Annotated in this window: 28 protein-coding genes; 10 read left to right on the top strand and 18 right to left on the bottom strand. The window is 71.7% G+C overall.

Annotated elements, in window-relative coordinates:
* Positions 1–23: 23 nt before the first annotated feature.
* Complete coding sequence (gene recO / locus EIZ62_RS22475) at positions 24–770, bottom strand: DNA repair protein RecO (RefSeq protein WP_156694494.1); 747 nt, start codon at positions 768–770, stop codon at positions 24–26.
* A 127-nt stretch (positions 771–897) separates the two neighbouring features.
* Between recO and EIZ62_RS22470 the strand changes: the two genes are divergently transcribed.
* Entirely contained in the window at positions 898–1,170 is a 273-nt protein-coding gene (locus EIZ62_RS22470; protein WP_167536412.1) for a ribbon-helix-helix protein, CopG family, read from the top strand.
* Entirely contained in the window at positions 1,167–1,577 is a 411-nt protein-coding gene (locus tag EIZ62_RS22465) for a type II toxin-antitoxin system VapC family toxin (RefSeq protein ID WP_208828006.1), read from the top strand. Before EIZ62_RS22470 ends, EIZ62_RS22465 begins: the two co-directional genes overlap by 4 nt.
* Positions 1,578–1,594: 17 nt before the next feature.
* Here the strand turns inward: EIZ62_RS22465 and EIZ62_RS22460 are convergent, their stop codons facing one another.
* Positions 1,595–1,822 carry a hypothetical protein gene (locus tag EIZ62_RS22460; protein ID WP_156694492.1) on the bottom strand — a complete coding sequence of 76 codons (228 nt, stop codon included), beginning with the start codon at positions 1,820–1,822 and terminating at the stop codon, positions 1,595–1,597.
* The gene (locus EIZ62_RS22455) at positions 1,819–2,025 is read right to left on the bottom strand and encodes a hypothetical protein (RefSeq protein WP_156696547.1); all 207 of its coding nucleotides are present in this window, start codon (positions 2,023–2,025) and stop codon (positions 1,819–1,821) included. Before EIZ62_RS22455 ends, EIZ62_RS22460 begins: the two co-directional genes overlap by 4 nt.
* 144 nt (positions 2,026–2,169) lie before the next feature.
* On the opposite strand from EIZ62_RS22455, the gene EIZ62_RS22450 reads away from it, so the two are divergent.
* The 3 genes from EIZ62_RS22450 to EIZ62_RS22440 all read left to right on the top strand — a co-directional run bounded on the left by EIZ62_RS22450 (position 2,170) and on the right by EIZ62_RS22440 (position 4,609).
* On the top strand, positions 2,170–3,009 hold the full coding sequence (locus EIZ62_RS22450) for a helix-turn-helix domain-containing protein (RefSeq protein ID WP_156694491.1): 840 nt from the start codon (positions 2,170–2,172) through the stop codon (positions 3,007–3,009).
* Positions 2,991–3,206, top strand: coding sequence for a DUF397 domain-containing protein (locus EIZ62_RS22445; protein WP_156694490.1), 216 nt, complete (start codon positions 2,991–2,993; stop codon positions 3,204–3,206). The genes EIZ62_RS22450 and EIZ62_RS22445 overlap by 19 nt, the downstream gene beginning before the upstream one ends.
* 71 nt (positions 3,207–3,277) lie before the next feature.
* Positions 3,278–4,609 carry an outer membrane protein assembly factor BamB family protein gene (locus tag EIZ62_RS22440; RefSeq protein ID WP_156694489.1) on the top strand — a complete coding sequence of 444 codons (1,332 nt, stop codon included), beginning with the start codon at positions 3,278–3,280 and terminating at the stop codon, positions 4,607–4,609.
* Positions 4,610–4,642: 33 nt separating this feature from the next.
* Here the strand turns inward: EIZ62_RS22440 and EIZ62_RS22435 are convergent, their stop codons facing one another.
* A complete protein-coding gene (locus EIZ62_RS22435; protein WP_156694488.1) occupies positions 4,643–5,395 on the bottom strand; it encodes a hypothetical protein in 753 nt (250 codons plus the stop codon).
* Positions 5,396–5,556: 161 nt separating this feature from the next.
* On the opposite strand from EIZ62_RS22435, the gene EIZ62_RS22430 reads away from it, so the two are divergent.
* Positions 5,557–6,921: an FAD-dependent oxidoreductase gene (locus EIZ62_RS22430; RefSeq protein ID WP_156694487.1), complete on the top strand. Its 1,365-nt coding sequence runs from the start codon at positions 5,557–5,559 to the stop codon at positions 6,919–6,921.
* A 51-nt stretch (positions 6,922–6,972) separates the two neighbouring features.
* On the opposite strand, the gene EIZ62_RS22425 is transcribed toward EIZ62_RS22430, so the two are convergent.
* The 4 genes from EIZ62_RS22425 to leuA form a co-directional block, all read right to left on the bottom strand.
* The gene (locus tag EIZ62_RS22425; RefSeq protein ID WP_156694486.1) at positions 6,973–7,809 is read right to left on the bottom strand and encodes a nitroreductase/quinone reductase family protein; all 837 of its coding nucleotides are present in this window, start codon (positions 7,807–7,809) and stop codon (positions 6,973–6,975) included.
* A 270-nt stretch (positions 7,810–8,079) separates the two neighbouring features.
* A complete protein-coding gene (locus EIZ62_RS22420) occupies positions 8,080–9,420 on the bottom strand; it encodes a penicillin-binding transpeptidase domain-containing protein (RefSeq protein ID WP_167536411.1) in 1,341 nt (446 codons plus the stop codon).
* Positions 9,421–9,506: 86 nt separating this feature from the next.
* Positions 9,507–10,226 carry a TerB family tellurite resistance protein gene (locus EIZ62_RS22415; RefSeq protein ID WP_425281839.1) on the bottom strand — a complete coding sequence of 240 codons (720 nt, stop codon included), beginning with the start codon at positions 10,224–10,226 and terminating at the stop codon, positions 9,507–9,509.
* A 159-nt stretch (positions 10,227–10,385) separates the two neighbouring features.
* Entirely contained in the window at positions 10,386–12,143 is a 1,758-nt protein-coding gene (leuA, locus tag EIZ62_RS22410) for a 2-isopropylmalate synthase (protein WP_156694483.1), read from the bottom strand.
* 295 nt (positions 12,144–12,438) lie between these two features.
* Here leuA and EIZ62_RS22405 point away from each other — a divergent pair, with 295 nt between their 5' ends.
* Positions 12,439–13,503 (top strand): M4 family metallopeptidase, encoded by a 1,065-nt coding sequence (locus EIZ62_RS22405; RefSeq protein ID WP_156694482.1) that lies wholly within the window; start codon positions 12,439–12,441, stop codon positions 13,501–13,503.
* Positions 13,504–13,512: 9 nt separating this feature from the next.
* Entirely contained in the window at positions 13,513–13,779 is a 267-nt protein-coding gene (locus tag EIZ62_RS22400) for a protealysin inhibitor emfourin (RefSeq protein WP_156694481.1), read from the top strand.
* 43 nt (positions 13,780–13,822) lie between these two features.
* Here the strand turns inward: EIZ62_RS22400 and era are convergent, their stop codons facing one another.
* The 5 genes from era to EIZ62_RS22375 all read right to left on the bottom strand — a co-directional run bounded on the left by era (position 13,823) and on the right by EIZ62_RS22375 (position 17,355).
* Positions 13,823–14,773: a GTPase Era gene (gene era, locus EIZ62_RS22395; RefSeq protein WP_425281838.1), complete on the bottom strand. Its 951-nt coding sequence runs from the start codon at positions 14,771–14,773 to the stop codon at positions 13,823–13,825.
* Positions 14,751–15,224 carry a hypothetical protein gene (locus EIZ62_RS22390; RefSeq protein WP_156694479.1) on the bottom strand — a complete coding sequence of 158 codons (474 nt, stop codon included), beginning with the start codon at positions 15,222–15,224 and terminating at the stop codon, positions 14,751–14,753. The genes era and EIZ62_RS22390 overlap by 23 nt, the downstream gene beginning before the upstream one ends.
* A complete protein-coding gene (locus tag EIZ62_RS22385) occupies positions 15,224–15,577 on the bottom strand; it encodes a cytidine deaminase (protein WP_156694478.1) in 354 nt (117 codons plus the stop codon). Before EIZ62_RS22385 ends, EIZ62_RS22390 begins: the two co-directional genes overlap by 1 nt.
* Positions 15,578–15,604: 27 nt before the next feature.
* Positions 15,605–16,333 carry a hypothetical protein gene (locus EIZ62_RS22380; protein WP_156694477.1) on the bottom strand — a complete coding sequence of 243 codons (729 nt, stop codon included), beginning with the start codon at positions 16,331–16,333 and terminating at the stop codon, positions 15,605–15,607.
* A 122-nt stretch (positions 16,334–16,455) separates the two neighbouring features.
* Positions 16,456–17,355: a helix-turn-helix transcriptional regulator gene (locus EIZ62_RS22375; RefSeq protein WP_208828003.1), complete on the bottom strand. Its 900-nt coding sequence runs from the start codon at positions 17,353–17,355 to the stop codon at positions 16,456–16,458.
* A gap of 87 nt (positions 17,356–17,442) precedes the next feature.
* On the opposite strand from EIZ62_RS22375, the gene EIZ62_RS22370 reads away from it, so the two are divergent.
* Complete coding sequence (locus tag EIZ62_RS22370) at positions 17,443–18,843, top strand: MFS transporter (RefSeq protein WP_156694475.1); 1,401 nt, start codon at positions 17,443–17,445, stop codon at positions 18,841–18,843.
* 377 nt (positions 18,844–19,220) lie between these two features.
* Here EIZ62_RS22370 and EIZ62_RS22365 read toward each other — a convergent pair whose 3' ends face one another.
* The 5 genes from EIZ62_RS22365 to EIZ62_RS22345 form a co-directional block, all read right to left on the bottom strand.
* Positions 19,221–19,574, bottom strand: coding sequence for an MmcQ/YjbR family DNA-binding protein (locus tag EIZ62_RS22365; RefSeq protein WP_156694474.1), 354 nt, complete (start codon positions 19,572–19,574; stop codon positions 19,221–19,223).
* Positions 19,571–20,842 carry a hemolysin family protein gene (locus EIZ62_RS22360; protein WP_156694473.1) on the bottom strand — a complete coding sequence of 424 codons (1,272 nt, stop codon included), beginning with the start codon at positions 20,840–20,842 and terminating at the stop codon, positions 19,571–19,573. The genes EIZ62_RS22365 and EIZ62_RS22360 overlap by 4 nt, the downstream gene beginning before the upstream one ends.
* Positions 20,839–21,336 (bottom strand): rRNA maturation RNase YbeY, encoded by a 498-nt coding sequence (ybeY, locus tag EIZ62_RS22355; protein ID WP_156694472.1) that lies wholly within the window; start codon positions 21,334–21,336, stop codon positions 20,839–20,841. The genes EIZ62_RS22360 and ybeY overlap by 4 nt, the downstream gene beginning before the upstream one ends.
* 13 nt (positions 21,337–21,349) lie before the next feature.
* Positions 21,350–22,363, bottom strand: coding sequence for a PhoH family protein (locus EIZ62_RS22350; protein ID WP_156694471.1), 1,014 nt, complete (start codon positions 22,361–22,363; stop codon positions 21,350–21,352).
* Positions 22,364–22,494: 131 nt separating this feature from the next.
* Positions 22,495–23,613: a carbohydrate kinase family protein gene (locus EIZ62_RS22345; RefSeq protein WP_156694470.1), complete on the bottom strand. Its 1,119-nt coding sequence runs from the start codon at positions 23,611–23,613 to the stop codon at positions 22,495–22,497.
* A gap of 254 nt (positions 23,614–23,867) precedes the next feature.
* Between EIZ62_RS22345 and EIZ62_RS22340 the strand changes: the two genes are divergently transcribed.
* Complete coding sequence (locus EIZ62_RS22340) at positions 23,868–25,196, top strand: MFS transporter (RefSeq protein ID WP_156694469.1); 1,329 nt, start codon at positions 23,868–23,870, stop codon at positions 25,194–25,196.
* Positions 25,197–25,198 lie beyond the last annotated feature (2 nt).

The raw sequence follows: 25,198 nt of genomic DNA, 5'->3' as shown, positions 1-25,198 counted from the left end.
CTCACACTCTCCTCATTCTGCTTCTACTTCTCGACGTACCGAAGGGAGCGCAGCCCCCGCTCCAGATGCCAGTGCAGATACGCGGACACCAGCCCGCTCCCCTCCCTGACGTGGCGCGGCTCGCACGCGTCCGCCGTCTCCCAGTCGCCGGTCAGCAGCGCGCTGAGCAGACCGACGGCCTCCGCAGAGGGTACGACGCTCCCGGGCACCCGGCAGTCGCCGCATATCACCCCGCCCGCCGCCACGGAGAAGAACCGGTTCGGCCCGTGGATCCCGCAGCGGGCGCAGTCCTCGAACGACGGCGCGTAGCCGTTCACGGCCAGCGACCGCAGCAGGAACGCGTCCAGGATCAGGTGCGGGGCGTGCTCGCCCCGGGAGAGGGTCCGCAGGCCCCCGATGAGCAGCAGGTACTGCTGCACGGCCGGCTCGCCCTCGTGGTCCGTGAACCGCTCGGCGGTCTCCAGCATGGCCGTGCCGGCGGTGTACCGCGCGTAGTCGGAGACGATCCCGCTGCCGTACGCCGCGATCGTCTCGCTCTGCGTGCACAGCGGCAGCCCGCGCCCCACCAGTTCGCTGCCCCTCGCGAAGAACTGCACGTCGACGTGGCTGAACGGCTCCAGCCGCGCGCCGAACTTCGACTTGGTCCGCCGCACACCCCGCGCGACGGCCCGCACGCGCCCGTGCCCGCGCGTGAGGATCGTGATGATGCGGTCCGCCTCACCCAGCTTCTGGGTGCGCAGCACGATGCCGTCGTCGCGGAACAGGGTCATGGAGCCATTGTCCCGTACGGAGGCGGGGCCCGTGGCCCGCTCCCCCCGGCAGGGGGCCGATCACTCGCGCCGGTGAACCCGGGAACGTGGCATGGCAAAACCGCGAGCGGCCAGTAAGACTACGAGTATGAGCCTCGAACGCGTCACGATCACCATTCCCAGCGAGACACTCGAAGCCGTCCGGCAGGCCGCGGAGCGGGACGGCCTCAGCGTCTCCGCGTGGCTGTCCCGAGCGGCCGAGAAGGCAGCCAAGATCGAGGCGGGGCTGGCCGCGGCGGAGGAAGTCCTGGCGGAACTGGGTCCGCCCACCCCCGAGGAACAGGCATGGGTGGACTCCGTCATGGATCTCGTCACCGGCCCGCCGATGGACGGCTCCACCTCCCACCACGATGCCGCATGACCATGACCACTCTGCGGACCATGGTGTACGACGCGGGGGCTCTCATCGCCGCCGAGCGGAACCAGTCGACCTTATGGCGCCTGCACCGCTCATACCTGACGGCAGGCGGCGTACCGGTCGTACCGTCCCCCGTCGTCGCACAGGTGTGGCGAAACGGCGCACGACAGGCGGCGCTCGCCCGCCTGCTCCAGGGATGTGACGTCCTGCCGCTGGACGACGCGCTGGCCCGGAGGGTGGGCGAGCTCCTCGGGCACGCCGACGTGGTGGACCCGGTCGACGGCGCCGTGGCCCTCATCAGCGCGCGCACCTCCGCCACGGTGATCACGTCGGATCCCGGTGACATCCAGCGCCTCCTGGACCACCTCGGCCGGGCGGGGAAGCGAGCCACCGTGAAACCGCTCCACTGAACTGCCGTCGCCGGCAGTCACGGCACCTCGCCCCGGCTCCGCGCGTTCACGTACGACGTCGCGGCGCTGATCCGCTCCGCGTCCGTCGCCGGGCGCACCCCTTCCGGCGGGCAGTCCCACTCCCGCCCGCCCCCGATGGGCCTCAGCTGGACGTACGGCCCCACATGCCCCATGAGGCGCCCCACGCGTCCGCTGCGCACGTCCACGACGTACGCCCCGACCGTCAACCCGAACGGCAGGCTCATACCCGTCCACCTTCCTCCGGCAGAGCGGCGGCCAGCAGGCGTGCCGTCTCCACCGTGCAACGTCCCAGTTCCACGAGCGGCCGAGGGGGCTCGGCGGCACAGGTGACGGGGTCCAACCCCAGCGACGGGAGCTTGATTCCCGCCCTTTCCAGCGCCGCGCGCAATTCCGCCACCGCCTCCTCCGCGTCCTCAACGGTCCCCATCGACTGCCGCACGCTTTCTTCCTTCACCAACGCCGTCCTTTCCGAATCCATTTCCCGCTAACTGCCCCCAGGATGGACCCGCACCCCTAGCATTGGCAGTTGCGCACGCGCTACAACTGCGCGGCAGGACTGGGGTGTTAATCCATGGCCAACGCAGGCTCGTCCAGGCAGGCCGCCTGGGAGTTCTACGGCACGGAGCTGAAGAACCGGCGCGAAGCCGCGAAAATGACGCAGCAGGAACTGGGGCGGAAGGTCTTCGTATCGGGCGGATACATCGGCCAATTCGAACAGGCCATCCGTAAACCACAGTTGGACGTGGCGGCGAGGATCGACGAGGTCCTACAAACCGATGGCTTTTTCGAGCGGATGTGTCGTCAACTCATCAACAAGTCGCCCTATGCGGAGTATTTCGCGGCAGCGGCGGAGCTGGAGTCGTTGGCGACGAAGCTGTGTGACTTCGCCCCGACCCTGGTGCCCGGCCTGTTGCAAACCGCTCCGTACGCACGTGCCGTCACGTTGGCGATGAACCCGTTCATCTCAGAGGAGGACGTCGAGGGCAAGGTCACTGCCCGAATTGACCGTGCGCACATCCTGAGAAGGCCGTCCGCACCGGTGTACTGGGCGATCGTGCACGAGAACGTGCTGCGTACGCCAGTGGGAGGCTCTGCCACCATGGCCGGCCAGCTGGACCACATCGTGGCCCTGGCGCGGGAGCGGATCGTGCTGCCCTTGGTGATCCCCTACCAAGCCGGGGCGTACGCGCTGCTGACTGGCATGGTCACGCTGATGGAGTTCGAGGACGCACCGCCGACCGCCTATACAGAGGCCGTGTATTCGGGGAACTTGCTGGACGATCCGGCCCTGGTGAAGCAAGTGCAGGCCGCTTACGATCTGCTGAGGGCCAGCGCACTCCCCCAAGAGGCGTCCCTGACCCTGATCGAATCAGCGGCGGAGGACCACAGACGATGCGCGCGTACGACCTGAGCACCGCCCGGTGGCGCAAGAGCACCTACAGCGACGGCAACGGCGGAAGCTGCGTGGAAGTGGCGTACGACTTCCCCGGCGGCATCGTTCCCGTCCGGGACAGCAAGAACCCCACCGGGCCCGTCCTCGTGGTCGGCGCCCCCGCGTGGCGGGTGTTCGTCGAGGGTGTCGGGACGGCTGGGCCTGGCCTACTCTGATCCTCTTTTGTGGATCAACTGGGGGGTTGGGCCGTGTACAGCACGAGTGGTGCCGCGTGGTGAGAACGCGCGTGAGGACGCTGACGACCACCGCCGTCGTCCTGGCGGTGGTCGGGTCGATCACGGCCTGGATCCTGTCGTATCAGGGCTATCTGCCGGGCGACGCCATGGTGCGGACGTGGACGGCGGCGAAGGACCGACCCACCGACGACACGCTGGCCAACGACACGTGGGTCGTCGGCGACGTCGCCGTCCGGAGCCGGTTCGACGCGGTGACCGGGTTCGGCCTCGCGGAGGGGCAGGACGGCAGGAAGCTGTGGGAGTACGTGCCGCCCGGCCGTACCAGGATCTGCGGGAGCGCGGAGCACGCGGACGCGTCGGTGCTGCTCGTCGCGTACGGGGAGGAGGGCGGCGACCACAGCGCCCCCGCCGCGCCGGGCAAGGGATGCGCGACCGTCCTCGCTCTCGACCTGAAGAACGGCCGACAGCTGTGGACCGCCCAGCGGAAGGTCGCGACCGGGCGGTTCGACGAGCCCGCCCCGTTCCTGGACGCGGGCGGCGGCATCGCCGTCGTCGCCCATGACCACCGTGACGCGCGGCAGGCGCGGACCAAGGACGACCACGCCTCTCTGCGCGCCGTGGACCTGCGCACGGGCAGGCCTTACTGGACGGCTGCCGTGCCCGACAAGTGCGGCCCGCACGGAGTCGCCGCCGGCAAGGGGCAGGTGTTCGCGGTCCTGGAGTGCGGCGGCGAGGAGACGGACGAGTTCGGCAGAGGCAGCACGGACGGCGCCGAGCTGCACATGGCCGCCTTCGACCGCGCGACGGGCGCCCTGGAGTGGAAGGTCCCGTTGGACGCACGTCTCCCCATGGATCTGGGCGCCGTGGTCTCCATCGAATCCACCGACCCGCTGGTGCTCGCCGTCGGGCGGGACGGGAGCCTCGACGAGGGCACGTACCTCTCGTTCAGCCAGGACGGACGGCCGCGCCCCGGCATCGAGTTCGACGGCGACCACGGCAAGATCGCCGCAGCCGATCCGACCCAGACGGCGATCGTCGGCGAGCGGCTGTACGCGCTGCCGGGTTACTACGAGAAGGGAGAGCACCACACCCTGGTCGCCTACGACCTGACGACCGGCGAGAACGTGTGGGCGGAGCCCCTGGACGAGCCCGCCGCCGCGCTGATCGCGCACGGCGACCGGATCACCGTGCTCGGCGAGTGGTCCACCCAGGCCAGCGACATCACCGACCTGTTCGTGTTCGACGCCGCCGATGGCGAGGAACTCGACGAGCGGCACTTCCGCGACGAGGTTCCCGGTTCCCGCTTCTACGAGCACCGGGGGCGGCTCATCGCCGCCGGGTCGGGCGGCGGACTCACCTTCACCGCCTTCGAGCGGTGGTGAGTCCATGACCGTGTCCCGCGGCGGGCGCGGGAGCTACGGCTCCCGGCCCTCCTGTTTGGCGACGGCGACCTCCTTGCGGAGCGCCCGCGCGAGGATCACGCCGGTCACGATGAGGCCGACCGCGAACCATCTGGGTGCCGCGTCGTAGACGAGGACGAGGACGCCCATGGGGATGAGCAGGCCGACGAACGGCATGAGCAGGCGCCGTACCGGGGGTCTGGGGACGGCCGGGTACCACTCGGTGAAGCGCGCCGCGGTGATCAGCGCGGACGCCTGGACGAGCCAGGCGGTCCAGAGGTTGTCCGGATCGCGCAGCACGAGGTCGCCGATCAGGCCCGCTACGGCGGCGGTGAGGAAGGCCAGGCTCCAGGCGTGGGTGACGACGAGGTTGATCCGCCGGAAGTCGCGGGTGTGCCAGAGCTCGCGGGGGACCTTCTTGCGGGCGTAGGGCGTCGTCAGGGGTGTCCCGGCCGCGACGGACACCACCGCCAGGGCGACGATCGTCAGGTTGGAGACCTCGTTCCCGTACGTTTCCAGCCAGCGCAGGGTGTCCGGTGGGGCGATCATGCCGAGGACGGTGAGGACGGCGAAGAAGACGAGCCCGGCGGCTTCGAGGAAGATCGGCCGGTGCCGTACGAGCAGGAGGAGGACCGCCGTGGCGAGGGCGAGGCCGGCGGCGAGCTGGTAGCGGCCGGGGCCCGCGAGCAGGGAGAAGAGGATCCACGGGGACATCCCGGTGATCGAGCTGTTCATCAGCTTGGCGCCCCAGCCGGCTGTGCCGTTCATGGTTCCAGCGTGGCGCGGTTCATGCGTGGAGGCGAGAGACCTCATAAGCCGGGCTTATGGGGCCATAGACGGGGGGCGGGTACCGAGGTGAGGCGAGCCTTACTTAGGGTGCGTATGAGCAGTCATGTGACCGCTCACTCCTCGCTCGAAGGGAATCCGTCATGCCCCGCCCCCTGCGGGTCGCGATCGTCGGTGCCGGCCCCGCCGGAATCTACGCCGCCGACGCGCTGCTGAAGTCCGATGCCGCAGCCGACCCCGGTGTGTCGATCGACCTCTTCGAGCGGATGCCCGCGCCGTTCGGCCTGATCCGGTACGGCGTGGCTCCGGACCACCCGCGCATCAAGGGCATCATCACCGCGCTGCACCAGGTGCTGGACAAGCCGCAGATCCGGCTGTTCGGCAACGTGGACTACGGCACGGACATCGCCCTGGACGACCTGCGGGCGTTCTACGACGCCGTGGTGTTCTCCACGGGCGCGACGGCCGACCGGGCGCTCGACATACCCGGCATCGACCTGGACGGTTCGTACGGCGCCGCCGACTTCGTCTCCTGGTACGACGGTCACCCGGACGTGCCGCGCACCTGGCCGCTGGAGGCCGAGAAGGTCGCCGTGCTGGGTGTGGGGAACGTGGCGCTGGACGTGGCGCGCATCCTCGCCAAGACGGCCGACGAACTGCTGCCCACCGAGATCCCGCCGAACGTCTACGACGGCCTGAAGGCGAACAAGGCGCTGGAGATCCACGTCTTCGGCCGGCGCGGCCCGGCGCAGGCGAAGTTCAGCCCGATGGAGCTGCGCGAGCTGGACCACTCGCCGAACATCGAGGTGATCGTCAACCCCGAGGACATCGACTACGACGACGGCTCGATCGAGTCGCGCCGGTCCAACAAGCAGGTCGACATGGTCGCCAAGACCCTGGAGAACTGGGCGATCCGCGACGTCGGCGACCGGCCGCACAAGCTGTTCCTGCACTTCTTCGAGTCGCCCACCGAGGTCGTCGGCGAGGACGGCAAGGTCGTCGGCCTGCGCACCGAGCGGACCGAGCTGGACGGCACGGGCAACGTGAAGGGCACGGGCCGGTTCACGACGTGGGACGTCCAGTCCGTGTACCGCGCGGTGGGCTACCTGTCGGACGAGCTGCCCAAGCTGCCGTTCGACCTCGCCAGCGGCACCGTGCCCGACGAGGGCGGCCGGGTGATGGAGGGCGGCGAGCACATGGCGTCGACGTACGTCACGGGCTGGATCCGGCGCGGTCCGGTCGGCCTGATCGGTCACACCAAGGGCGACGCCAACGAGACGGTGGCCAATCTGCTGGAGGACCACCGCGAGGGCCGGCTCCTGACGCCCGAGTCGCCGGAGGAGGACGCCGTGGTGGCGTACCTGCGGGACAAGGGCGTGGAGTACACGACGTGGGAGGGCTGGTACCGCCTGGACGCCGCCGAGCGGGCGCTGGGCGAGGCCGAGGGCCGCGAGCGCGTCAAGATCGTCGAGCGTGAGGGCATGCTGCGGGCCAGCGCCGGGCAGTGAGCCGACGCGGCCGGGCCGCCCCCTGACCCTGGGGGGCGGCCCGGCCGCGTTTCACGCGTCCAGCAGGGGGACGAGCTCCTTCTCCTCGTACAGCAGGTGCGCCTCCAGCTCGTCCGTGAGCCGTTCGACGTCCAGCAGCACCTGCCGGGGATCGGCGGCCTCGTCGGTCACCACCTTCTTCAGGTCGGCGAGGAGGACGGCGATCCGTTCGTGCTCCTGCCGCAGCCGGTCCACCACCGGGGCCAGTTCGGGGTGGCGGTCGGCGAGCGCCGGGAAGAGCATCGTGTCCTCCCCGGTGTGGTGGTTGTGCAGCCCCTGGCACATCGTCAGGCAGTTGACCCGCAGTTGGGTGGCGAGGCCCTTGGCGGTGCCGGACTCGGCGATCTCCTTGCGGATGAGGCCCAGTTCGCGGCGGAAGGCGTCGTGCACGACCCTGATGGTCTCGCCGAGGGACGTCGCGTTGAAGCGGGGCGGGCCGGGCACCTCGGTCAGGGCGACGACGGGGATAACCCGGCTGGTCTTCGCCTGGTAGGCGGCCCAGCCGGGCTCGACCTCCACCGCGCGGGCGAAGGCGCGGTCCCGGTCCTCGCCCGTGAGGACGGTGGCCTCGGCCTCGTACGTGAGGACGCCGGTCTCCACCGTGACCCGGGGTCGGGCCACCAGGTTGTGGTACCAGGCGGGGTGCTGGGGGGCGCCGGCGGCGGAGGCGATGACCAGGATCCGGCCGTCGCCGTCGGCGTAGAACCCCACGGGCGTGGTGTGCGGTTTCCCGGACCGGGCGCCGGTGGTCGTCAGCAGGACGAGCCGGGCCCCCTCGAGCCATCCGCCCACGCGGCCGTGGTTGGCGCGGAACTCCTCGATGATGGGCAGGTTGAAATCGTTGGGCAATTCTCTGCTTTCTGCTCCAGGGTGAAGGACTGCTGCGTGCACGCGGGTGCACGGCTGTACGCGGAGAGAAAACAGAAGAAGGCGGGGCTCTGGCCCGCCCCGGCGTCACGCCGAGGCCGGGTGCCCTACTCGTGAATGGCCCATGGCCGACCCGGCAGTCACGGCGTCAACCTACCGATGACGAACGATCATCGGCAACGGCGAAATCCAGCCACGGGTCAGGGGTGCGCGGGTGCCCACCGCCCGTCCGCGGCTCCGGACGGGGGCGGTTCAGGAACCCGTCGTCCCCCGGGCGGCCTCGCCCATCAGCTCGGCGACGCGCATGGCCGGTGCCGTCCCGTCGACGCCCGTGACGCACACGGCGATCGCCACCGGACGGCCGTCGGCGGTGCGCGCGAGGGACACCGTCCACGCGGTGCCCGTGCCGCCGTGGGCGCCCTGCGGGGCGGCCACCCAGGTCGACCGGGTCTCCGACGGGCCGAGGGCCGAGCGGAGTTGCTCGGCGGTGTCCTGGCGCAGGACACGGCGGGGAGTGCCCGGGGGCACCGTCGGGGCCCTGCTGGCGCCGTCGCCGCCGGTGACGTGGTCGACCAGGCTCGGGTGGAGCTGCTTGCCGCCGGCCGCGAGGACGGCCATGATCCGGGCCGCCTGGAGCGGTGTGGCGGTGACGTCCCCGAGCCCGTTGGCCACCGCGGCGAGCTGCTTCTGGCTCCGGTCGCCGCGCGGGAAGGTGCTCTGGGCGGCGCGCACGGGCACGGCCAGCGCGTCGTCGTTGAAGCCGAACGTCTCGGCGGTCGCGGCCAGGGTGTCGGCTCCCAGGTCGGCCGCGACCCGGGCGAACACGTTGGCGCAGGACAGGCGCAGGGCGGTGCGCAGTGTCGCGTTCTCGCAGGGCGCCGGGTCGCCGGCGGCCAGCGGGCTACGGGTCGGGGCGTCGACGGAGGCGTAGAGGCCGTGCTCGACGGCGGCCGCCGCGACGACCGGCTGGAAGACGCCGCCCGGGGTCACCGCTTCGCGCAGGGCGCGGTTCAGCAGCGGCTTGTCGTCGTCGGCCTGGGCCTTCTTCCACGCCTCCGCGTCCTTGGGGGTGGAGCCGCCGAAGGTGGCCGGGTCGACCGAGGGGGCGCTCACCAGGGCGCGGATCCGGCCGGACAGCACGTCCAGGGCGACCGCGGCGCCGGTCTCGCCGCGCAGCCCTTCGGCGGCGGCCCGCTGGGTGGCCGGGTCGATGCTGGTCACGACGGTGCCGGGCGGGCGGCCCCGGTGCCGGGCGGCGGGCCCGAGGACGTCCTCGTGGACCGCTTCCAGGCCGCTGGTGCCGAACGCGGCGGACCGGTACCCGGTGACAGCGGCGTACAGCTCACCGTCGGTGTAGGTGCGCCGGTAGGGCACCTTGGGGTGGCCGGTCGGCTCGGCGCCGGTGATGGCACGGCCCGCCACGATGATGTCGCCGAGGCCTTGGGCGGGTGCCGGTTTCGCGGACGGTTGCTTCGCTTCCGGCGTGGGAGGTGGCTGCCCGTCGCTCCCGCCGTTCGTGCATCCGGTGAGTACGGCGGGCAGCAGCACGAGCAGGGTGGTGAGCACAGCTGTACGCCGGGTGACCGAAAGCATGGCGATCATCCTAGGACGCGGTGCCGGGCCCGGCAGGAGCGTCCACGGCACCGCCCCGTGCGGGCGGCCGTGGCCGGCGGCCGGGGCTAGAACGGCGTCCGCGCCGTCTCCATCAGGCGGGCCGTGTCGTCGGCCGGGAGGTGCAGGGCGGCGCCGACGGTGGTGAGGACGTCCCGCTCGGCGGTGGTGTACGCGCCGTCGGCGAGCGCGATGCGGGCGCCCTGCAGCAGGATCGACTCCCGTCCGGCGGGCGCCAGGTGCGGGGTGAGCGGCTCCAGGGCCTCGTGGAGCTCGATGGCGAGCGCGGCGCCGCACGGGGTGCCGGTGTCGGCGACGAAGCGGCCGGTGTCGGCTTCGAGGGCCTCGATGAGCGCGGTGAGGCTGTCGGCGGTGCAGTCCTCGTACCCCGCGGCGCGGACGGCGGAGACGGCGGTCCGCAGGACCGGGCGCGAGGAGACGCCACCGGCCGCGAGGACGGCGAGGGCGACGGTGTGGACGGCGTCGCGGAGCATCGCGGAGAAGCGGGCGGTGGTGGGGTGGTCCAGCGCGTCGGTGCCGTAGTGCCCGTGGCAGGCGGCGCATTCGACGACGGGTCCGGCGAGCCCGCGCGGCAGCAGCGGAACGCCGAGCAGGGTGAGGCGCCTGCGGCCGGTGCGGCGCCGGTAGTTGCGGTCGCCGCCGCAGCCGGGACAGAAGAACTGGCCGTCGCCGACGGTGTTCCACGAGGTGGAAACCGAGCAGATGCGCGCGCGGATGCCTGAGCCGATACGCCCGTCCCGCTCGCGTGATCCTCGTGCTGGCAGCACGTCGCACCTCCAGAACGCCTCGGCCACCTTGCCGCGTTGGCGTGATGTTAGCCACATCGATGATGTCGCGTCAGCACCCCGGCGTGAGATCGCCACGGACATGGCTGAACCCCGCCCTCCGGAAAGACTCCGGGCGGGCGGGGTTCCGTGCGGCGTGGATCAGCGCGCGGCGCGGTTGACGGCCGAGACGACCGCCTTCAGCGAGGCGCGGGTGGTGTTGGCGTCGATCCCGATGCCCCACAGGACCTTGCCGTCGATGGCGCACTCGATGTACGAGGCGGCCTGCGCGGACGCGCCCTCGCTCATGGTGTGCTCCTGGTAGTCCAGCAGGCGTACGTCGATGCCGATGGCCTGCAGGGCGGCGAAGAACGCGGAGATCGGGCCGTTGCCGGTGCCCGCCAGGACGGTGTCGGCGCCGTCGACGACCGCCTCGACGGTCAGGGTGTCCGTGCCGTCCTTGTCGGTCGTGGTCTGGCCGGAACGCAGCTGGATGCGTCCCCACGGGTTCTCCGGGTTGGGCAGGTACTCGTCCTCGAAGACGGACCAGATGGCCTTGGGCGTGACCTCGCCGCCCTCGGCGTCGGTCTTCGCCTGGATGATCTTCGAGAACTCGATCTGCATCCGGCGCGGCAGGTCCAGCTTGTGGTCGTTCTTCAGGACGTACGCGATGCCGCCCTTGCCGGACTGCGAGTTGACGCGGATGACCGCCTCGTAGGACCGGCCGACGTCCTTGGGGTCGATCGGCAGGTACGGCACGGCCCACTCGATGTCGTCGACCGTCTTGCCGGCGGCGGAGGCGGTGGCCTCCATCGCGTCGAAGCCCTTCTTGATGGCGTCCTGGTGGGAGCCGGAGAAGGCGGTGTAGACCAGGTCGCCCGCGTAGGGGTGGCGCGGGTGGACCTCCATCTGGTTGCAGTACTCGGAGGTGCGGCGGATCTCGTCGATCTGGGAGAAGTCGATCTGCGGGTCGACGCCCTGCGAGAACAGGTTCATGCCCAGCGTCACCAGGTCGACGTTGCCGGTGCGCTCGCCCTGGCCGAACAGGCAGCCCTCGATGCGGTCGGCGCCCGCCATGACCGCCAGCTCGGCCGCCGCCACCGCCGTACCGCGGTCGTTGTGCGGGTGGACGGACAGGCAGACGTGCTCGCGGCGGGACAGGTTGCGCGACATCCACTCGAAGCGGTCCGCGTGCGTGGACGGCGTGGAGCGCTCCACGGTGGCCGGCAGGTTCAGGATGATCTCGCGGCCCTCCTCGGGCTGCCAGACGTCCATGACGCCCTCGCAGACCTCCAGGGCGAAGTCCAGCTCGGTGTCGGTGAAGATCTCCGGGCTGTACTGGTAGCCGAAGACCGTCTCGTCGCCCAGGATCTTGTCGGCGTACTCCATCACCAGGCGCGTGCCGTCGACGGCGATCTGCTTGACCTGCTCCTTGGAGCCGCGGAAGACGACCCGGCGGAAGACGGGCGCCGTCGCGTTGTACAGGTGGACGGTGGCGCGGTGGGCGCCGCGCAGCGACTCGACGGTGCGCTCGATCAGCTCCTCGCGCGCCTGCGTCAGGACGGAGATCGTCACGTCCTCGGGGATGGCTCCCTCTTCGATGATGGAGCGTACGAAGTTGAAGTCGGTCTCGCCGGAGGACGGGAAGCCGACCTCGATCTCCTTGTACCCCATGCGCACCAGCAGGTCGAACATCTCGCGCTTGCGGGCGGGGCTCATCGGGTCGATCAGCGCCTGGTTGCCGTCCCGCAGGTCGGTGGACAGCCAGCGCGGCGCCTTGGTGATGCGGCGGTCGGGCCAGGTGCGGTCGGGGATGTCGACGGCCTCGTACGAGCCGTACTTGTGGACGGGCATCCCGGACGGCTTCTGGGTGTGCGTCGCGTTGGTGATCGGCGTGGGGCGGCCAACGGGCTGGGACATTGCGTAGGGCTCCTCGGTTGTCCTTCACAGGGACGGCCGACTGGGTCGAAGCAGCACCAGACTCCGCGGGGAGGGGGTCGGCCTACGACTACAGGCCCTCGCCGCGGCAGCTAAGGAGAAGCAGCCCGAAACGCATGATGCGGACAAGCCTAGCCGAGCAACACCGTGAGTGGAGGTGCCGTTTCAGTATGCGGGATTCGCTGCCGTAACCGTCGGACGGTGACGAATCACTCCTTTTCAGGAATTGCCGTCGCTGCTCGTGACAGGTCCGTAACACAGTGCCACATTGCGGTGCATGACTGCCACAGCTCCCGCGTTTTGCACGATCGTCCCGCCGCACCTCCTCGACCACCTCGCCCGCGCCGCCGACCCCGACGTCGCCGCCGCCGCCCGCCGCACCCTCGTCACCGACGCCGCGAACCGCACCGCCCGCCGGCTGACCACCGTCATGGGCGCCGCGGCCGTGCACGCGGTGGCCGACGCGCCCGCCGGCACACCGAAGCGCACCATCTACGACGCCAGGCACGGGACCGCCCTGCCGGGCAGGAAAGTGCGCGCCGAGGGCGCGGAGCCGACCAAGGACGCGACCGTCAACCGCGCGTACGCCGGCCTCGGCGCCACCTTCGAGCTGTTCCGCGACGCCTACGGGCGCGACTCGATCAACGGCTCCGGCCTGCCGCTGGACGCCACCGTCCACTACGACGAGGACTACAACAACGCCTTCTGGAACGGCGACCAGATGGTCTTCGGCGACGGGGACGGCAGGATCTTCCTCGACTTCACCATCGCCGTGGACGTCATCGGACACGAACTGGCCCACGGCGTCACCCAGTACACGGCCAACCTCGCCTACTTCGGCCAGTCCGGCGCCCTCAACGAATCCATGTCGGACGTCTTCGGCTCCCTGGTCAAGCAGAAGGCACTGGGGCACACCGCCGAACAGGCCGACTGGCTGATCGGCGCCGGACTGCTCGCGCCGGCCGTCCAGGGCCGGGCCCTCCGCTCGATGAAGGCCCCCGGCACGGCGTACGACGACGACGTCCTCGGCAAGGACCCGCAGCCCGCGACGATGGACGACTACGTCCACACCGGCTCCGACAACGGAGGCGTGCACATCAACTCGGGCATCCCGAACCACGCCTTCTACCTCTTCGCCACGGAACTGGGCGGCAACGCCTGGGAGCGGGCCGGGCAGGTCTGGTACGACGTGCTGACCGGCGGCAGGCTGGCCGTCGACGCCGACTTCGCGGACTTCTCGCGGCTGACGGTCACCGCGGTGCGCGACCGGTTCGGCGCGGGCGGCCCGGAGGACGACGCCGTCGTGAAGGCCTGGTCGACGGTCGGGCTACCGACGGAGTAGACAGGACCCATGCGTATTCGGGTGATCCGGACGGGCGGTTTCGCGGGCATCGAGCGACGGGCTGAGGTCGACACCTCGAAACTGCCCGACGCCCCCGACTGGCACGCCCTGGCGGAGGCGGCGCTCACCGGCGGCCACGAGAAGCGGCCGCCGGGCGTACCGGACGGGTTCGCCTACGAGATCACGGTCGACGACCGAACGGTCCACTGCACCGACCCCGGCCTCACCGAAGCCCAGCGGGCACTGGTGGGACGGGTGCTTCGGGAGGGCGCGTAGCGGGGGGACGGAGACCCGGGCCCGGCACTGCCGGGCCCGGTTCCTAGAAGCCGAGCTTGCGGAGCTGCTTGGGGTCGCGCTGCCAGTCCTTGGCGACCTTCACGTGCAGGTCCAGGAAGACCGGCGTACCGAGGAGCGCCTCGATGTGCTTGCGGGACTTGGTGCCGACTTCCTTGAGGCGCTGGCCCTTGGGGCCGATGATGATGCCCTTCTGGCTGGGGCGCTCGATGTAGACGTTGGCGTGGATGTCGAGCAGCGGCTTGTCCTTGGGGCGGTTCTCGCGCGGGATCATCTCCTCGACGACCACCGCGATCGAGTGCGGCAGCTCGTCCCGTACGCCCTCGAGCGCCGCCTCGCGGATCAGCTCGGCCACCATGACCTGCTCCGGCTCGTCCGTGAGGTCGCCCTCCGGGTAGAGCGGCGGGCTCTCGGGCAGCAGCGGGATCAGCAGGTCGGCCACCAGCTGGACCTGCTTGTCGCCGACCGCCGACACCGGGATGATCTCCTGCCACTCCATGCCCAGCTCCCTGCCGAGCTGGTCGATGGCGATGAGCTGCTCGGCGAGGGTCTTGGAGTCCACCAGGTCGGTCTTGGTGACGATCGCGACCTTCGGGGTCTTCTTGATCTCCGCCAGTTCCTTGGCGATGAACCGGTCGCCGGGGCCCAGCTTCTCGTTCGCGGGCAGGCAGAAGCCGATCACGTCGACCTCGGCCCACGTGGTGCGCACCACGTCGTTGAGCCGCTCGCCCAGCAGGGTGCGGGGCTTGTGCAGGCCCGGGGTGTCGACCAGGATCAGCTGCGCGTCCGGCCGGTGCACGATGCCGCGCACGGTGTGCCGGGTGGTCTGCGGCCGGTTGGAGGTGATCGCCACCTTCTGGCCGACCAGAGCGTTCGTGAGGGTGGACTTGCCCGCGTTGGGGCGGCCGACGAAGCAGGCGAAGCCGGCCCGGTGGGCGGCTTCGGTTTCAGGGTTACGAGCGCTCATGACGGCCATTCTCCCCGATGCTCGCCCCCTCACCCACCACGGGCTCCGTGCCGGACCCGGCGCCCACCGCCGACGCCCGTTGCCGCGAGCGCAGCCGTGCGGCCAGCGCGGCGGCCGCCGAGGCCGCGTACAGGACGGTGAGGACGCCCAGGATCAGGTCCAGCCAGTCGACCGGCTCGCCCCGCACGAGCGCGACCGCCGCCGGGACGCCCGCCGCGAGCCCGGCCGCGACCAGCAGCACCCCGGCCACCCCCTGCGCGGCCCGCGCCACCGCCGGCCTGGCCGGCTTGAGCAGGTCGGCCGCCGCCCAGAGCACCAGCAGCAGCGGGAAGACGTGGTACGGCTCCAGGCCGCCCTCGACGAACCAGTCGACGAGATTGATGACGACGCCGACGGCACCGACGGCCAGGACGATCCAGGAGTAGGTCAGGCCCCTGGTCCTCTCCCCCGCACCGGCCATCAGCCGGCGCTCACCGTGACGCGCAGCTCCCCGTCGGGGCCGGCCACGAACACCGGGGTGTCCGGACCGCCCAGGTCACGGACGGCGGCGCGGTCCGCGTCCGCGGCGGCCGGGGCGCCGGTGACGACGGCCGCGGCCTCCAGCGACTTCGCACCGCTGGCCACGGCCATCGCCACCGCCGTCTGGAGCGCGCTGAGGTTCAGCGACTCCAGAGCGACGGTCCCGGCGACGTACGTACGCCCCGTCTCGTCCCGTACCGCCGCGCCCTCGGGCACGCCGTTACGGGCACGGGCGCTGCGCGCCAGGGTGATGATCTTGCGGTCCTCGGGGCCGAGGTCGGTGGTCTGTGTCATGCCCCGAGGATAAGTCCGCGATCAGTGTCAGCCCTGGGCGGCCTCGACGAACTTGTCACCCGCACGCTTGGCGAGGTCGTCGAGCTCCTTGGCGGCGTCCGGGGTGCCGGGAAGGAACACCAGGCGGGACACCCCGCTGCCCTGGCGGGCGACGACGACGTTGAGCGCGAACTCCATCGCCCCGCCGAGGTCCATGCTGACGCGCACACCGTGCGACTCCTCGCCGGTCTTCGGCGCGGCCAGCTTCGCGACCTTGAGCTCGACGGGCGCGCCCTCCATGGTCGTCTTGAAGCCGGTGCACTTCTCCGAGGCCTCGCCGATGGGCGTCACGAAGTCCGCGGCACCCGTGCCGGGGAAGGTCATGACCTGGTGGGTGAGCTGGTTCGCGCCGTTGCCGCCCGTGAAGTCCGCGTTCGCGCCCATGGTGGCGCCGGCGATCTTGTCGTGCATCAGGTCGGCGATCGGCTGGCACTCGGGCTTGTCGGCCTTGGGAACCTCGTCGGTGCTGGCCGGGTTCTTCATGGACACCCAGCCCTTGGGCAGGTCGGCGACCGTCAGGGTGCCCGCCTTCATCTGCGCGGCGGTCAGCGGCGTGGCGGCCGCCGGCTTGTCGGCCGGCTGCTCGGCGGCCTTGTCCTTGCCCTTGGCGGCGCTGTCGTCGCCCTTGTCGGACGAGCCGCCACCGCACGCGGCGGTGAAGGTGAGCGCGGAAACGGTGAGCGCGACGGCGACGCCGCGACGGATGCGAGTACGCATGAGGGTGTGTTCTCCCCTAGAAAGTGGTGTTCCTGGGGAGCTGCGGTTCCCCCCTCCCCGCCGATGATCGGCCGCGCTGAGGATACACACAGGGAGATCACAGGAAGGGCACAGGACTGTCCTCACCCGGCCACCGGGTACATCGCCTCCCGCCGCCCCTCCGGGCTCGCGAGCCACTCCAGTTTGGCCGCCGTGTCCGCCTCCGGGAGCGGGGTGTGCAGCACGATCATCAGGTCCGGCCGGGCGGGAACGCGCAGTTGCGTCGACTCCACGTGCAGGGTGCCGACCACCGGGTGGTCGAGCTCCTTGTGCACCTGGCCCGCCGGGGCGATGTCACGGCGCTCCCACAGCTCGGCGAACTCCTCACTGGCCGCCCTCGCCTCCTCCACCACCGCGCGGAACCCCTCGTCCTGCGGGCACTCCGAACAGGCCGCCCTGAACTGGGCGACGAGCTGCGGGGCGTTGCGGGCCCAGCTCTTCGAACGCGTCCGGTACAGCGGGTCGGTGAAGAAGGCGATCAGACCGTTCTGCGGCATGCCCGGGCGCATCCCTAGCACGGCCGACGCCGAGTCGTTGTACATGACCGTGTTGCAGTACCGGTCCATGATGTGCGCCGGGTACGGCATCCACGCGTCGATCAGCCGGCGCAGCCCGGCGCACATGTCCCGCTGCGCCGGATCCACCTCCGCCGGGGGCGGGTTCAGCCCGGCCAGTACGTAGAGGTGGCGGCGCTCGGCGGGGGTGAGGCGGAGCACCCGGGCCACCGCGTCCAGCACCTGCGGCGAGACGGTGATGTCCCGGCCCTGCTCCAGCCACTGGTACCAGGACACCCCGACGCCCGCGAGGACGGCCACCTCCTCGCGGCGCAGCCCCGGGGTCCGGCGCCGCGCGCCGCCGTCGGGCAGCCCCGCCTCCGCCGGCGTCACCCGGGCGCGACGGCTCCTCAGGAACGCGCGCAGCTCGGCGAGCCGGAGGTTCTTGTAGTCCGTACCGCGGGACGCTGTGCTTTCAGGTGCTGTCACCACATGGTCCTCCCCCTGCCTGGTGGTGCGGCCAACAGGATAAGTCGCCGCTCCCCAGGCGCGCTTCGGCGGCCGGAGGGTCGGGGCATGACCATCGACACCTCCGAGACCTCCGCGCCCGCACGGCTGAAGCGCCGCGCCGGGCTGATCCTCTTCGTGCTGTGCGCCGCCCAGTTCATGGTGGCGCTCGACTTCTCCGTACTGAACGTGGCGCTGCCCGTCCTCGGCGAGGACCTGGGGCTGGGCCGGTCGGCGCTCCAGTGGGCGGTCACCGCCTTCGCGCTGCCGTCCGGCGGGTTCCTGCTGCTGTTCGGGCGGGTCGCCGACCTGTACGGGCGGCGCAGACTGTTCCTCACCGGGCTGGTGCTGTTCGGCGCCGCGTCACTGCTGGCCACGTTCGCCTGGAACCCGGCGTCGTTCCTCGCGGGACGGGCGCTCCAGGGACTGGGGGCGGCGGCGATCGTGCCGACGGGCATGTCGCTGCTGACCACGACGTTCCCGGAGGGACCGCTGCGCGACCGGGCACTCGGCATCAGCGGCACGCTGCTGTCGCTCGGGTTCACCATCGGCATGGTGCTGGGCGGTGTCATGACCGACACCCTCGGCTGGCGCTCCACCATGGGCCTGCTGGCCGTGTGCGCGCTGGTCGTGCTGCCGCCCGCGATGGTCCTGCTGCCCGAGTCGCGCACGCCCGGCCGGCCCCGCCTCGACGTGCCGGGCGCCGTCACCGTCACCGGTGGACTGCTGGCGCTGATCTACGCCCTGTCGACGGCGGCCGAGCACGGCTTCGGCGGCACGGACGTGCGGGCGGCGCTGGCCGCCGGGGTGGCACTGCTGGTGGCGTTCGCGGTGGTGGAGTCCCGGCACGACACGCCGCTGGTGTCGCTGTCGATGCTGCGGCGGCGGACAGTGGCGTTCGGCAACCTGGGCGGGCTGGTCACGTTCTCCATGATGAGCGCGGTCATCTTCGTCCTGACGCTGTACCTCCAGGAAACGCTGGGGCTGTCCGCCTTCGCGACGGGTCTCGTCTTCGGTGTGCAGGGTGGCGTGTCCGCGGCCGCCGGGGCGCTCGCCCCGAGGGTGATCGGCCGCTTCGGCGCCCGCCGGACGCTGGTGGGCTCGCTGGTGGGCCAGGGGCTGTGCGTGGCCCTGCTGCTGGGCATCGGCCCGACGTCGGGGGCGCTCCTGGCGGCGGTGGGCGTCTCGCTGGCGAGCGTGTTCCACCTGGGCGCGATCGTGTCGTACGGGCTGACGGTGACGTCCGGGGTGCCGGACGAGGAGCAGGGCCTGGCGACCGGCCTGGTGACCACCACGCAGCAGGTCGCGCTGACGATCGGGATTCCCCTGCTGGGCGTGCTCGCCACCACACGGGGCGACCTGTTCGGCGGGGTCCGCACGGTCCTGGCCATCGACGCGGCGATCGTCCTGACGGCGGCGGCCGTGGTGGCGGCCGGCCTCCGACGTCCAAGCCGGAACCACCCCGCCTGAACCGGGCGATCGCCCCGCCGGCGCCCCACCCCACCCGTTGTGGGCAGTCGTCCCGCTGGGCGATGGGGGTCCCCCCTGCTCGAGCGAAGCCGAGAGCTTGGGGGAGGGTGGGCACAACGGGACCGGGGCGGTGTCTGTTCCCGGTTCGCCCGGTGGGCGGTGCGGATACGCACGGTGGGTGGGGGGCGTGGCCCCTCCGGGCTCGCCTCCTCGGGGCCGGCGGCCTCGGGTTACGGGACAGGGAGCCCCGGTAACGCCGCCAGCCCCTGCGGGGGCGACCCTGCACGGCCCCACCCCGGTGCGTCGCCGGGTGCGGGACGGTGGGTGGTGGGCACGGCCCCGCCCCGGGTACGTCTCCGGGTGCGGGGCGGTGGGTGTTACGGGCGGTCCAGGCGTAGGCGGGTCGCCTTGGGGAGGCCCGCCACGACCAGGTCGTACGAGTCCTCGACCAGCTCGTGGACCAGGCGCTCCGGGAGCTCCTGGACCGTCACCGTGTTCCAGTGGCGCTTGTTCATGTGGTAGCCGGGGACGATCGCCGGGTGCTCGGCGCGCAGGCGGAGGGCGATCTCCGGGTCGCACTTGAGGTTGACGGTGAGCGGCCGGCCGTCCAGGGCGGACAGCGCGAACACCTTGCCCGCGACCTTGAAGACCGAGGTCTCCGGACCGAACGGGAAGTCCTCCACCACGTCGTTGAAGGAGAGGCAGAAGGCCCGCAGCTGTTCGGGGGTCATGAGACCGGCTCCGCGACCACCGTGACGATCTTGTTGCGGCGGCCGGCCGGGGACTCGGCCGTCAGGCGCAGGCTCCGGCCGTCCGGCAGGTCGACCACGGCCGACGCGCCGGAGATCGGGACCCGGCCGAGGGCCTTGGCGAGCAGTCCGCCGACCGTCTCGACGTCCTCGTCGTCGTACTCGTCGAGGCCGAACAGCTCGCCCAGGTCGCCGATGTCGAGCCGTGCGGTGACCCGGAAGCGGCCCTCGCCCAGCTCCTCCACGGGCGGCAGTTCCCGGTCGTACTCGTCGGTGATCTCGCCGACGATCTCCTCCAGGATGTCCTCGATCGTGACGATGCCGGCCGTGCCGCCGTACTCGTCGATGACGACGGCGCAGTGGTTGCGCTCCTGCTGCATCTCCCGCAGCAGGTCGCCGGCGTTCTTGGTGTCGGGGACGAAGGACGCGGCCCGCATGGCGGTGGAGACCAGGTCGGACTCGGAGTCCCGGTTGATGTGGGTCTTCCGGACCAGGTCCTTCAGGTAGACGATGCCGACGACGTCGTCCTCGTTGTCCCCGGTCACAGGGATGCGGGAGAAGCCGGAGCGCAGCGCCAGGGTGAGGGCCTGGCGGATGGTCTTGTACCGCTCGATGGAGATCAGGTCCGTGCGCGGGACCATGACCTCGCGGACGAGGGTGTCGCCGAGCTCGAAGACGGAGTGGACCATGCGCCGCTCGTCGTCCTCGATGAGGCTCTCCTGCTCGGCGAGGTCGACCATGGCGCGCAGTTCGGCCTCGGAGGCGAAGGGGCCCTTGCGGAAGCCCTTGCCAGGTGTGAGGGCGTTGCCGATGAGGATCAGCAGCTGCGGTACGGGGCCGAGGACGCGGGCGAGCGGCAGCAGGACGTACGCGGCGGCGGTCGCCGTGTTCAGCGGGTGCTGGCGGCCGATGGTGCGGGGGGACACGCCGACGGCGACGTACGACACCAGGACCATGACGCCGACCGCGACCAGCAGGGCCGCCCAGGTCTCGTCGAACTCGTTGAGGCAGACGTAGGTCACCATGACCCCGGCCGCCATCTCGCAGGCCACCCGGATCAGCAGCGCCAGGTTCAGGTATCGGGTCGGGTCGGAGGCGACCTGGACCAGCTTGGCCGCGCCGCGCCGCCCGACCCGTACCGCCTCGGCGGCGCGGAAGCTGGAGACGCGGGCGAGCCCGGCTTCCGCGCACGCGGCGAGCCAGGCGACCACGACCAGCGCGACCGCGCCGAGGATCAGCTGGGCGCTCATGAGACGGTCGGCGCCGGGGAGGGGCCCGTCAGGCCCTTCTCCGCCCGCCAGCCGTCCACGATCGCCGCCTGGAGCCCGAACATCTCGGCCTTCTCGTCGGGCTCCTCGTGGTCGTACCCGAGCAGGTGCAGCACTCCGTGGACGGTGAGGAGCTGGAGTTCCTCGTCCATGGAGTGCTGCGTGGGGGCGTCCTGGCCCTGCTTGGCGGCGACCTCGGGGCACAGCACGATGTCGCCGAGGAGCCCCTGCGGGGGCTCGTCGTCGTCCTTGCCCGGCGGTCGCAGTTCGTCCATCGGGAAGGACATGACGTCCGTGGGGCCCGGCAGGTCCATCCACTGGATGTGCAGCTGCTCCATCGCCTCGGCGTCCACCACGATCACCGACAGCTCGGAGAGGGGGTGGATGCGCATCCGCGTGAGCGCGTACCGGGCGACGTCGAGGATCGCCTGCTCGTCGACCTCGGTGCCGGACTCGTTGTTGACGTCGATCGACATGGTGCTCTTCGGTCTACTTCCCGTTTTGGTTGTCGTACTTCTCGTACGCGTCGACGATACGGCCGACGAGCTTGTGCCGTACGACGTCGTGCGAGGTGAGCATCGAGAAGTGGACGTCCTCCACGCCGTCCAGGATGTCCCGGACCTGCCGCAGGCCGCTCTTGGTGCCGCCCGGGAGGTCCACCTGGGTGATGTCGCCGGTGATGACGATCTTGGAATCGAATCCGAGGCGGGTGAGGAACATCTTCATCTGCTCGGGGTTCGTGTTCTGCGCCTCGTCGAGGATGATGAAGGCGTCGTTGAGCGTCCGGCCGCGCATGTACGCCAGGGGGGCGACCTCGATGGTGCCCGCCGCCATCAGGCGGGGGATGGAGTCGGGGTCGAGCATGTCGTGCAGCGCGTCGTACAGCGGCCGCAGGTACGGGTCGATCTTCTCGTAGAGCGTGCCGGGCAGGAAGCCGAGCCGCTCGCCCGCCTCGACGGCCGGCCGGGTCAGGATGATCCGGGTGACCTGCTTGGACTGCAGGGCCTGAACCGCCTTGGCCATGGCCAGGTACGTCTTTCCGGTGCCGGCGGGGCCGATGCCGAAGACGACCGTGTGCTTGTCGATCGCGTCGACGTACCGCTTCTGGTTGAGGGTCTTGGGACGGATGGTGCGGCCGCGGCTGGAGAGGATGTTCTGGGTGAGCACCTCGGCGGGGCTCTCCTGCCCCGGCTCGGCCGTGCCGTTCTCGCTCGCCCTGAGCATGGCGATCGAGCGTTCCACTGCGTCCTCCGTCATCGGCTGCCCGGTGCGGAGCACCAGCATCATCTCGTCGAACAGGCGCTGGATCAGAGCGACTTCCCCCGCCGGTCCGACCGCACTGACCTCGTTGCCCCGGACATGGATGTCGGCGGCCGGGAACGCCTCTTCGATCACGCGCAGCAGGGAGTCGCCCGAGCCGAGGACGGTCACCATCGGGTGCTTGGCGGGGACGGTGAAGTGGGCTCGCGCCTGCTGGGTCTGGGCTGTGGGTGTCTGCGTCATGGGCCGGCTCTCAGGCCTGCACATACCTCCGTTGCAGGGTTCTCGCTGCTCGACAACCTCTGGACATCCAGCGTACGTCGTGGGGCTGACAACCCCGAAGGCTTTTCCCGTCACCGCTGGGGCGGGGGCGCTCACGCGGACCGGCCGAAGCCGATCGTGGGCACGGCCCGCCGCAGCGGCCAGGGCCTGATGGGGGCGGGCAGGAGCGGCTCCAGGAACGCGTACCGGCGCAGGGCGGCGGGGTCCTGGTCGTCGCAGCCCTGGACGTAGTTCCACCAGGCGGCGATCTCGGTCCACCCCGGCGCGGAGAGCGATCCGCCGAACTCCTGCACCGACAGGGCGGCGGTCAGGCCGCCGAAGGCGAGCCGGTCGGCGAGCGGCCAGCCGGCGAGGGTGCCGGTGACGAACCCCGCGACGAAGACGTCCCCGGCTCCGGTCGGGTCCAGGGCGGCGACCTCGATGGCCGGCACCTCGGCGGTCTCGCCGGTCGCGCCGTCCACGGCGTAGGCGCCCTCCGGGCCGAGGGTGACGACCGCGAGCGGCACCTTGTCGGCGAGCGCGCGGGCGGCGGCGCGGGGGCAGGAGGTGCGGGTGTAGCGCATCGCCTCCTGGGCGTTGGGGAGGAACGCCTCGCAGTGGTCCAGGTCGGGCAGTGCGGCCAGGTCCCAGCGGCCGGTGTCGTCCCAGCCGGTGTCGGCGAAGATGCGGGTGTCCCGGCGGGCGGCGTCGCCGACCCACTCCTCGGGGCGGCCGGGCGCCAGGGACGCCACGGCGGCACGCGCGCGTGGCGCCGTCGCGGGCAGGGCGCCGTCCAGGGGCGGGGCCTCGTGGCCGTGGGACACCATGGTGCGTTCGCCCTCGTACGCCATGGAGACGGTCACCGGGGAGTGCCAGCCGGGCACGGTGCGCGACCGGGTCAGGTCGATGCCCTCGCCCTGCTCCAGGGCGTCCCAGCAGTACTCGCCGTAGTGGTCGTCGCCGAAGGCGGCCGCCAGGGAGGTGCGCAGCCCGAGCCGGGCGAGCGCGGTGGCCATGTTGGCGACGCCGCCGGGGCTGGAGCCCATGCCGCGCGCCCAGGACTCGGTGCCGCGCACGGGGGCGCTGTCGAGGCCGGTGAAGATGATGTCGAGGAAGACCGTGCCGGTGAGGAAGACGTCGCACTCGGGGTCGGCCGGTGTGCGCAGCGCGCCCAACGGGTCGACGCCTGCGGTGTGTTGGCGCGGCTGGTGGTCTCCTCGGGATGTGGTCACGGCGGGCTCCCCGGTCGCGGTGCGGATCAGGACAGTGTGCCCGATTCTCGCCCGTCGTGAGGGGCCTGGACCCGTTGAGAGCGGGGACAGTTACCCGCTGGTGGGCCATGCAAACGCAATGTGACCCGGATCACATCGGTCGGGCTTCTCGTGCGCCCAGCCCGCTTGATACAAATTGCCCCGCGTTCCCGTGCACGTTCCCGTACGACACCGGGCGCTCCACCCCTCCCCCTCCTCCCTGTTCGGGAACGCCCATGCCCTCGCGCCCGCGCGCCCTGTGGCCGCTCGTCGCCGTGTTCACGGCCGGCTACCTCGCCGCGTACCTCCTGCCGACCGTCGTCGGCCGTCTCTCCTCCGGTCTCGGTCTGACGCCCGCCCAGGCGGGTCTGGTCGGCTCCGGACTGCTCCTCGGTTCCGCCGCCGCGGGCTTCACGCTCGCCTCGCGCGTCGAGCGGTACGGGCCGCGCCGCCTGGCCCGCGCGGGCCTCCTGGTGGCCCTCACCGGCTACGGCTGCGCCGCTCTCGCCCCGTCCGTACCGCTGGTGGTGGCGGGCGCGGTGGCCGGCGGCTTCGGCTCCGGTACGGCGACGGCGGTCGCCGCGGCCGGCATCGCGGCGCAGCGCGATCCCCACCGCGCCTCCACCCTGGGCCTGCTGACGGTGTCGGCCACGGCCGGCGCCCTCTACCTGACGCTGCCGCACCTGGGCGGCGGGCACACGCTGCCGTTCGCGGCGCTCGCGCTGGTCGCGGCGGCCGTGTGGCCCGCGACGGGGCGCCTGGAGGCGGGCCACGACACGGGCGTCACCCGCGAGGCGGGGGCTCCGCTGCCCCGGCCGCGCGCGGGCCTGGTGCTGGCGGGCGCCATGGTGTGCTGGTCGATGGCGCAGAACGCCCTGTGGGGCGTCAGCGGCCGTATCGGGCTCACTCAGGCGGGTCTCGGCGAGGTGACCGTCGGCGCCGTGTTCGCGGCGGCCCTCGGCGCCGGGCTCCTGGGCGTCACCGCCGCCGGGCTGCTGGGCGCCCGGCTCGGGCGGGCGGTGCCGATCGGCCTGGGCACCGTGGTGATCGCCGGATGCATCGCCCTGACCTCCGCCGCCGACGGCCTCGTGTCCTTCGCGGCCGGCGAGATCCTGTGGAACGCCTGCTACCCGGTGGTCCTGTCGTACCTGATCGGCCTGGCCGCCTCCCTGGACCCGCGCGGCCGCTGGGCGGTCCTCGCCGGTTCGGCCTCCTCGCTGGGCGTGGCCTGCGGGCCGGTCGTCGGCAGCGTCCTGTCCGAGCGGGCGGGCTACCCGGGCATGGGCCTGGTGCTGGCCGCCCTGCTGCTGCTGCTCGCCGCCCCGCTCACCGCGGTCGCCCTGCACACCTCGGGCCGCCCCCTCGTCCCCGGCGCGGTGCGCCGCCGCGGCGGTGCCCCGGCGGCGGTCGTGGCCGGCACCACCGGCGCGGCGACCGGTCTGGCCGCCCCGCAGATCGGCGCGCCGGAGCAGCCGGTCACCGAGTTCCCCGTCCGGTCCGTGGTGCCGCTCCTGGTCCGGCGCCGCGCCTACCGCCAGGCGGGCCCGTCCGGTCCGCAGGGCTGACC

The organism is Streptomyces ficellus (assembly GCF_009739905.1).
Lineage (GTDB): Bacteria > Actinomycetota > Actinomycetes > Streptomycetales > Streptomycetaceae > Streptomyces > Streptomyces ficellus_A.
The sequence above is the reverse complement of the archived record's forward strand: the minus strand, read 5'-3'. Positions and strand labels throughout refer to the sequence as shown.

Coding starts and splice junctions, on each gene's coding strand:
- EIZ62_RS22400 (WP_156694481.1), top strand. CDS start 13,513: ATGCGTATTCGGGTGATCCGGACGGGCGGTTTCGCGGGCATCGAGCGA.
- EIZ62_RS22365 (WP_156694474.1), bottom strand. CDS start 19,574: ATGACCCCCGAACAGCTGCGGGCCTTCTGCCTCTCCTTCAACGACGTG.
- EIZ62_RS22455 (WP_156696547.1), bottom strand. CDS start 2,025: ATGGGGACCGTTGAGGACGCGGAGGAGGCGGTGGCGGAATTGCGCGCG.
- EIZ62_RS22460 (WP_156694492.1), bottom strand. CDS start 1,822: ATGAGCCTGCCGTTCGGGTTGACGGTCGGGGCGTACGTCGTGGACGTG.
- EIZ62_RS22430 (WP_156694487.1), top strand. CDS start 5,557: ATGCCCCGCCCCCTGCGGGTCGCGATCGTCGGTGCCGGCCCCGCCGGA.
- EIZ62_RS22420 (WP_167536411.1), bottom strand. CDS start 9,420: ATGCTTTCGGTCACCCGGCGTACAGCTGTGCTCACCACCCTGCTCGTG.
- EIZ62_RS22450 (WP_156694491.1), top strand. CDS start 2,170: ATGGCCAACGCAGGCTCGTCCAGGCAGGCCGCCTGGGAGTTCTACGGC.
- era (WP_425281838.1), bottom strand. CDS start 14,773: ATGGCCGTCATGAGCGCTCGTAACCCTGAAACCGAAGCCGCCCACCGG.
- EIZ62_RS22385 (WP_156694478.1), bottom strand. CDS start 15,577: ATGACACAGACCACCGACCTCGGCCCCGAGGACCGCAAGATCATCACC.
- EIZ62_RS22360 (WP_156694473.1), bottom strand. CDS start 20,842: ATGAGCGCCCAGCTGATCCTCGGCGCGGTCGCGCTGGTCGTGGTCGCC.
- EIZ62_RS22350 (WP_156694471.1), bottom strand. CDS start 22,363: ATGACGCAGACACCCACAGCCCAGACCCAGCAGGCGCGAGCCCACTTC.
- ybeY (WP_156694472.1), bottom strand. CDS start 21,336: ATGTCGATCGACGTCAACAACGAGTCCGGCACCGAGGTCGACGAGCAG.
- EIZ62_RS22380 (WP_156694477.1), bottom strand. CDS start 16,333: ATGCGTACTCGCATCCGTCGCGGCGTCGCCGTCGCGCTCACCGTTTCC.
- leuA (WP_156694483.1), bottom strand. CDS start 12,143: ATGTCCCAGCCCGTTGGCCGCCCCACGCCGATCACCAACGCGACGCAC.
- EIZ62_RS22465 (WP_208828006.1), top strand. CDS start 1,167: ATGACCATGACCACTCTGCGGACCATGGTGTACGACGCGGGGGCTCTC.
- EIZ62_RS22445 (WP_156694490.1), top strand. CDS start 2,991: ATGCGCGCGTACGACCTGAGCACCGCCCGGTGGCGCAAGAGCACCTAC.
- recO (WP_156694494.1), bottom strand. CDS start 770: ATGACCCTGTTCCGCGACGACGGCATCGTGCTGCGCACCCAGAAGCTG.
- EIZ62_RS22340 (WP_156694469.1), top strand. CDS start 23,868: ATGCCCTCGCGCCCGCGCGCCCTGTGGCCGCTCGTCGCCGTGTTCACG.
- EIZ62_RS22435 (WP_156694488.1), bottom strand. CDS start 5,395: ATGAACGGCACAGCCGGCTGGGGCGCCAAGCTGATGAACAGCTCGATC.
- EIZ62_RS22470 (WP_167536412.1), top strand. CDS start 898: ATGAGCCTCGAACGCGTCACGATCACCATTCCCAGCGAGACACTCGAA.
- EIZ62_RS22405 (WP_156694482.1), top strand. CDS start 12,439: ATGACTGCCACAGCTCCCGCGTTTTGCACGATCGTCCCGCCGCACCTC.
- EIZ62_RS22370 (WP_156694475.1), top strand. CDS start 17,443: ATGACCATCGACACCTCCGAGACCTCCGCGCCCGCACGGCTGAAGCGC.
- EIZ62_RS22390 (WP_156694479.1), bottom strand. CDS start 15,224: ATGGCCGGTGCGGGGGAGAGGACCAGGGGCCTGACCTACTCCTGGATC.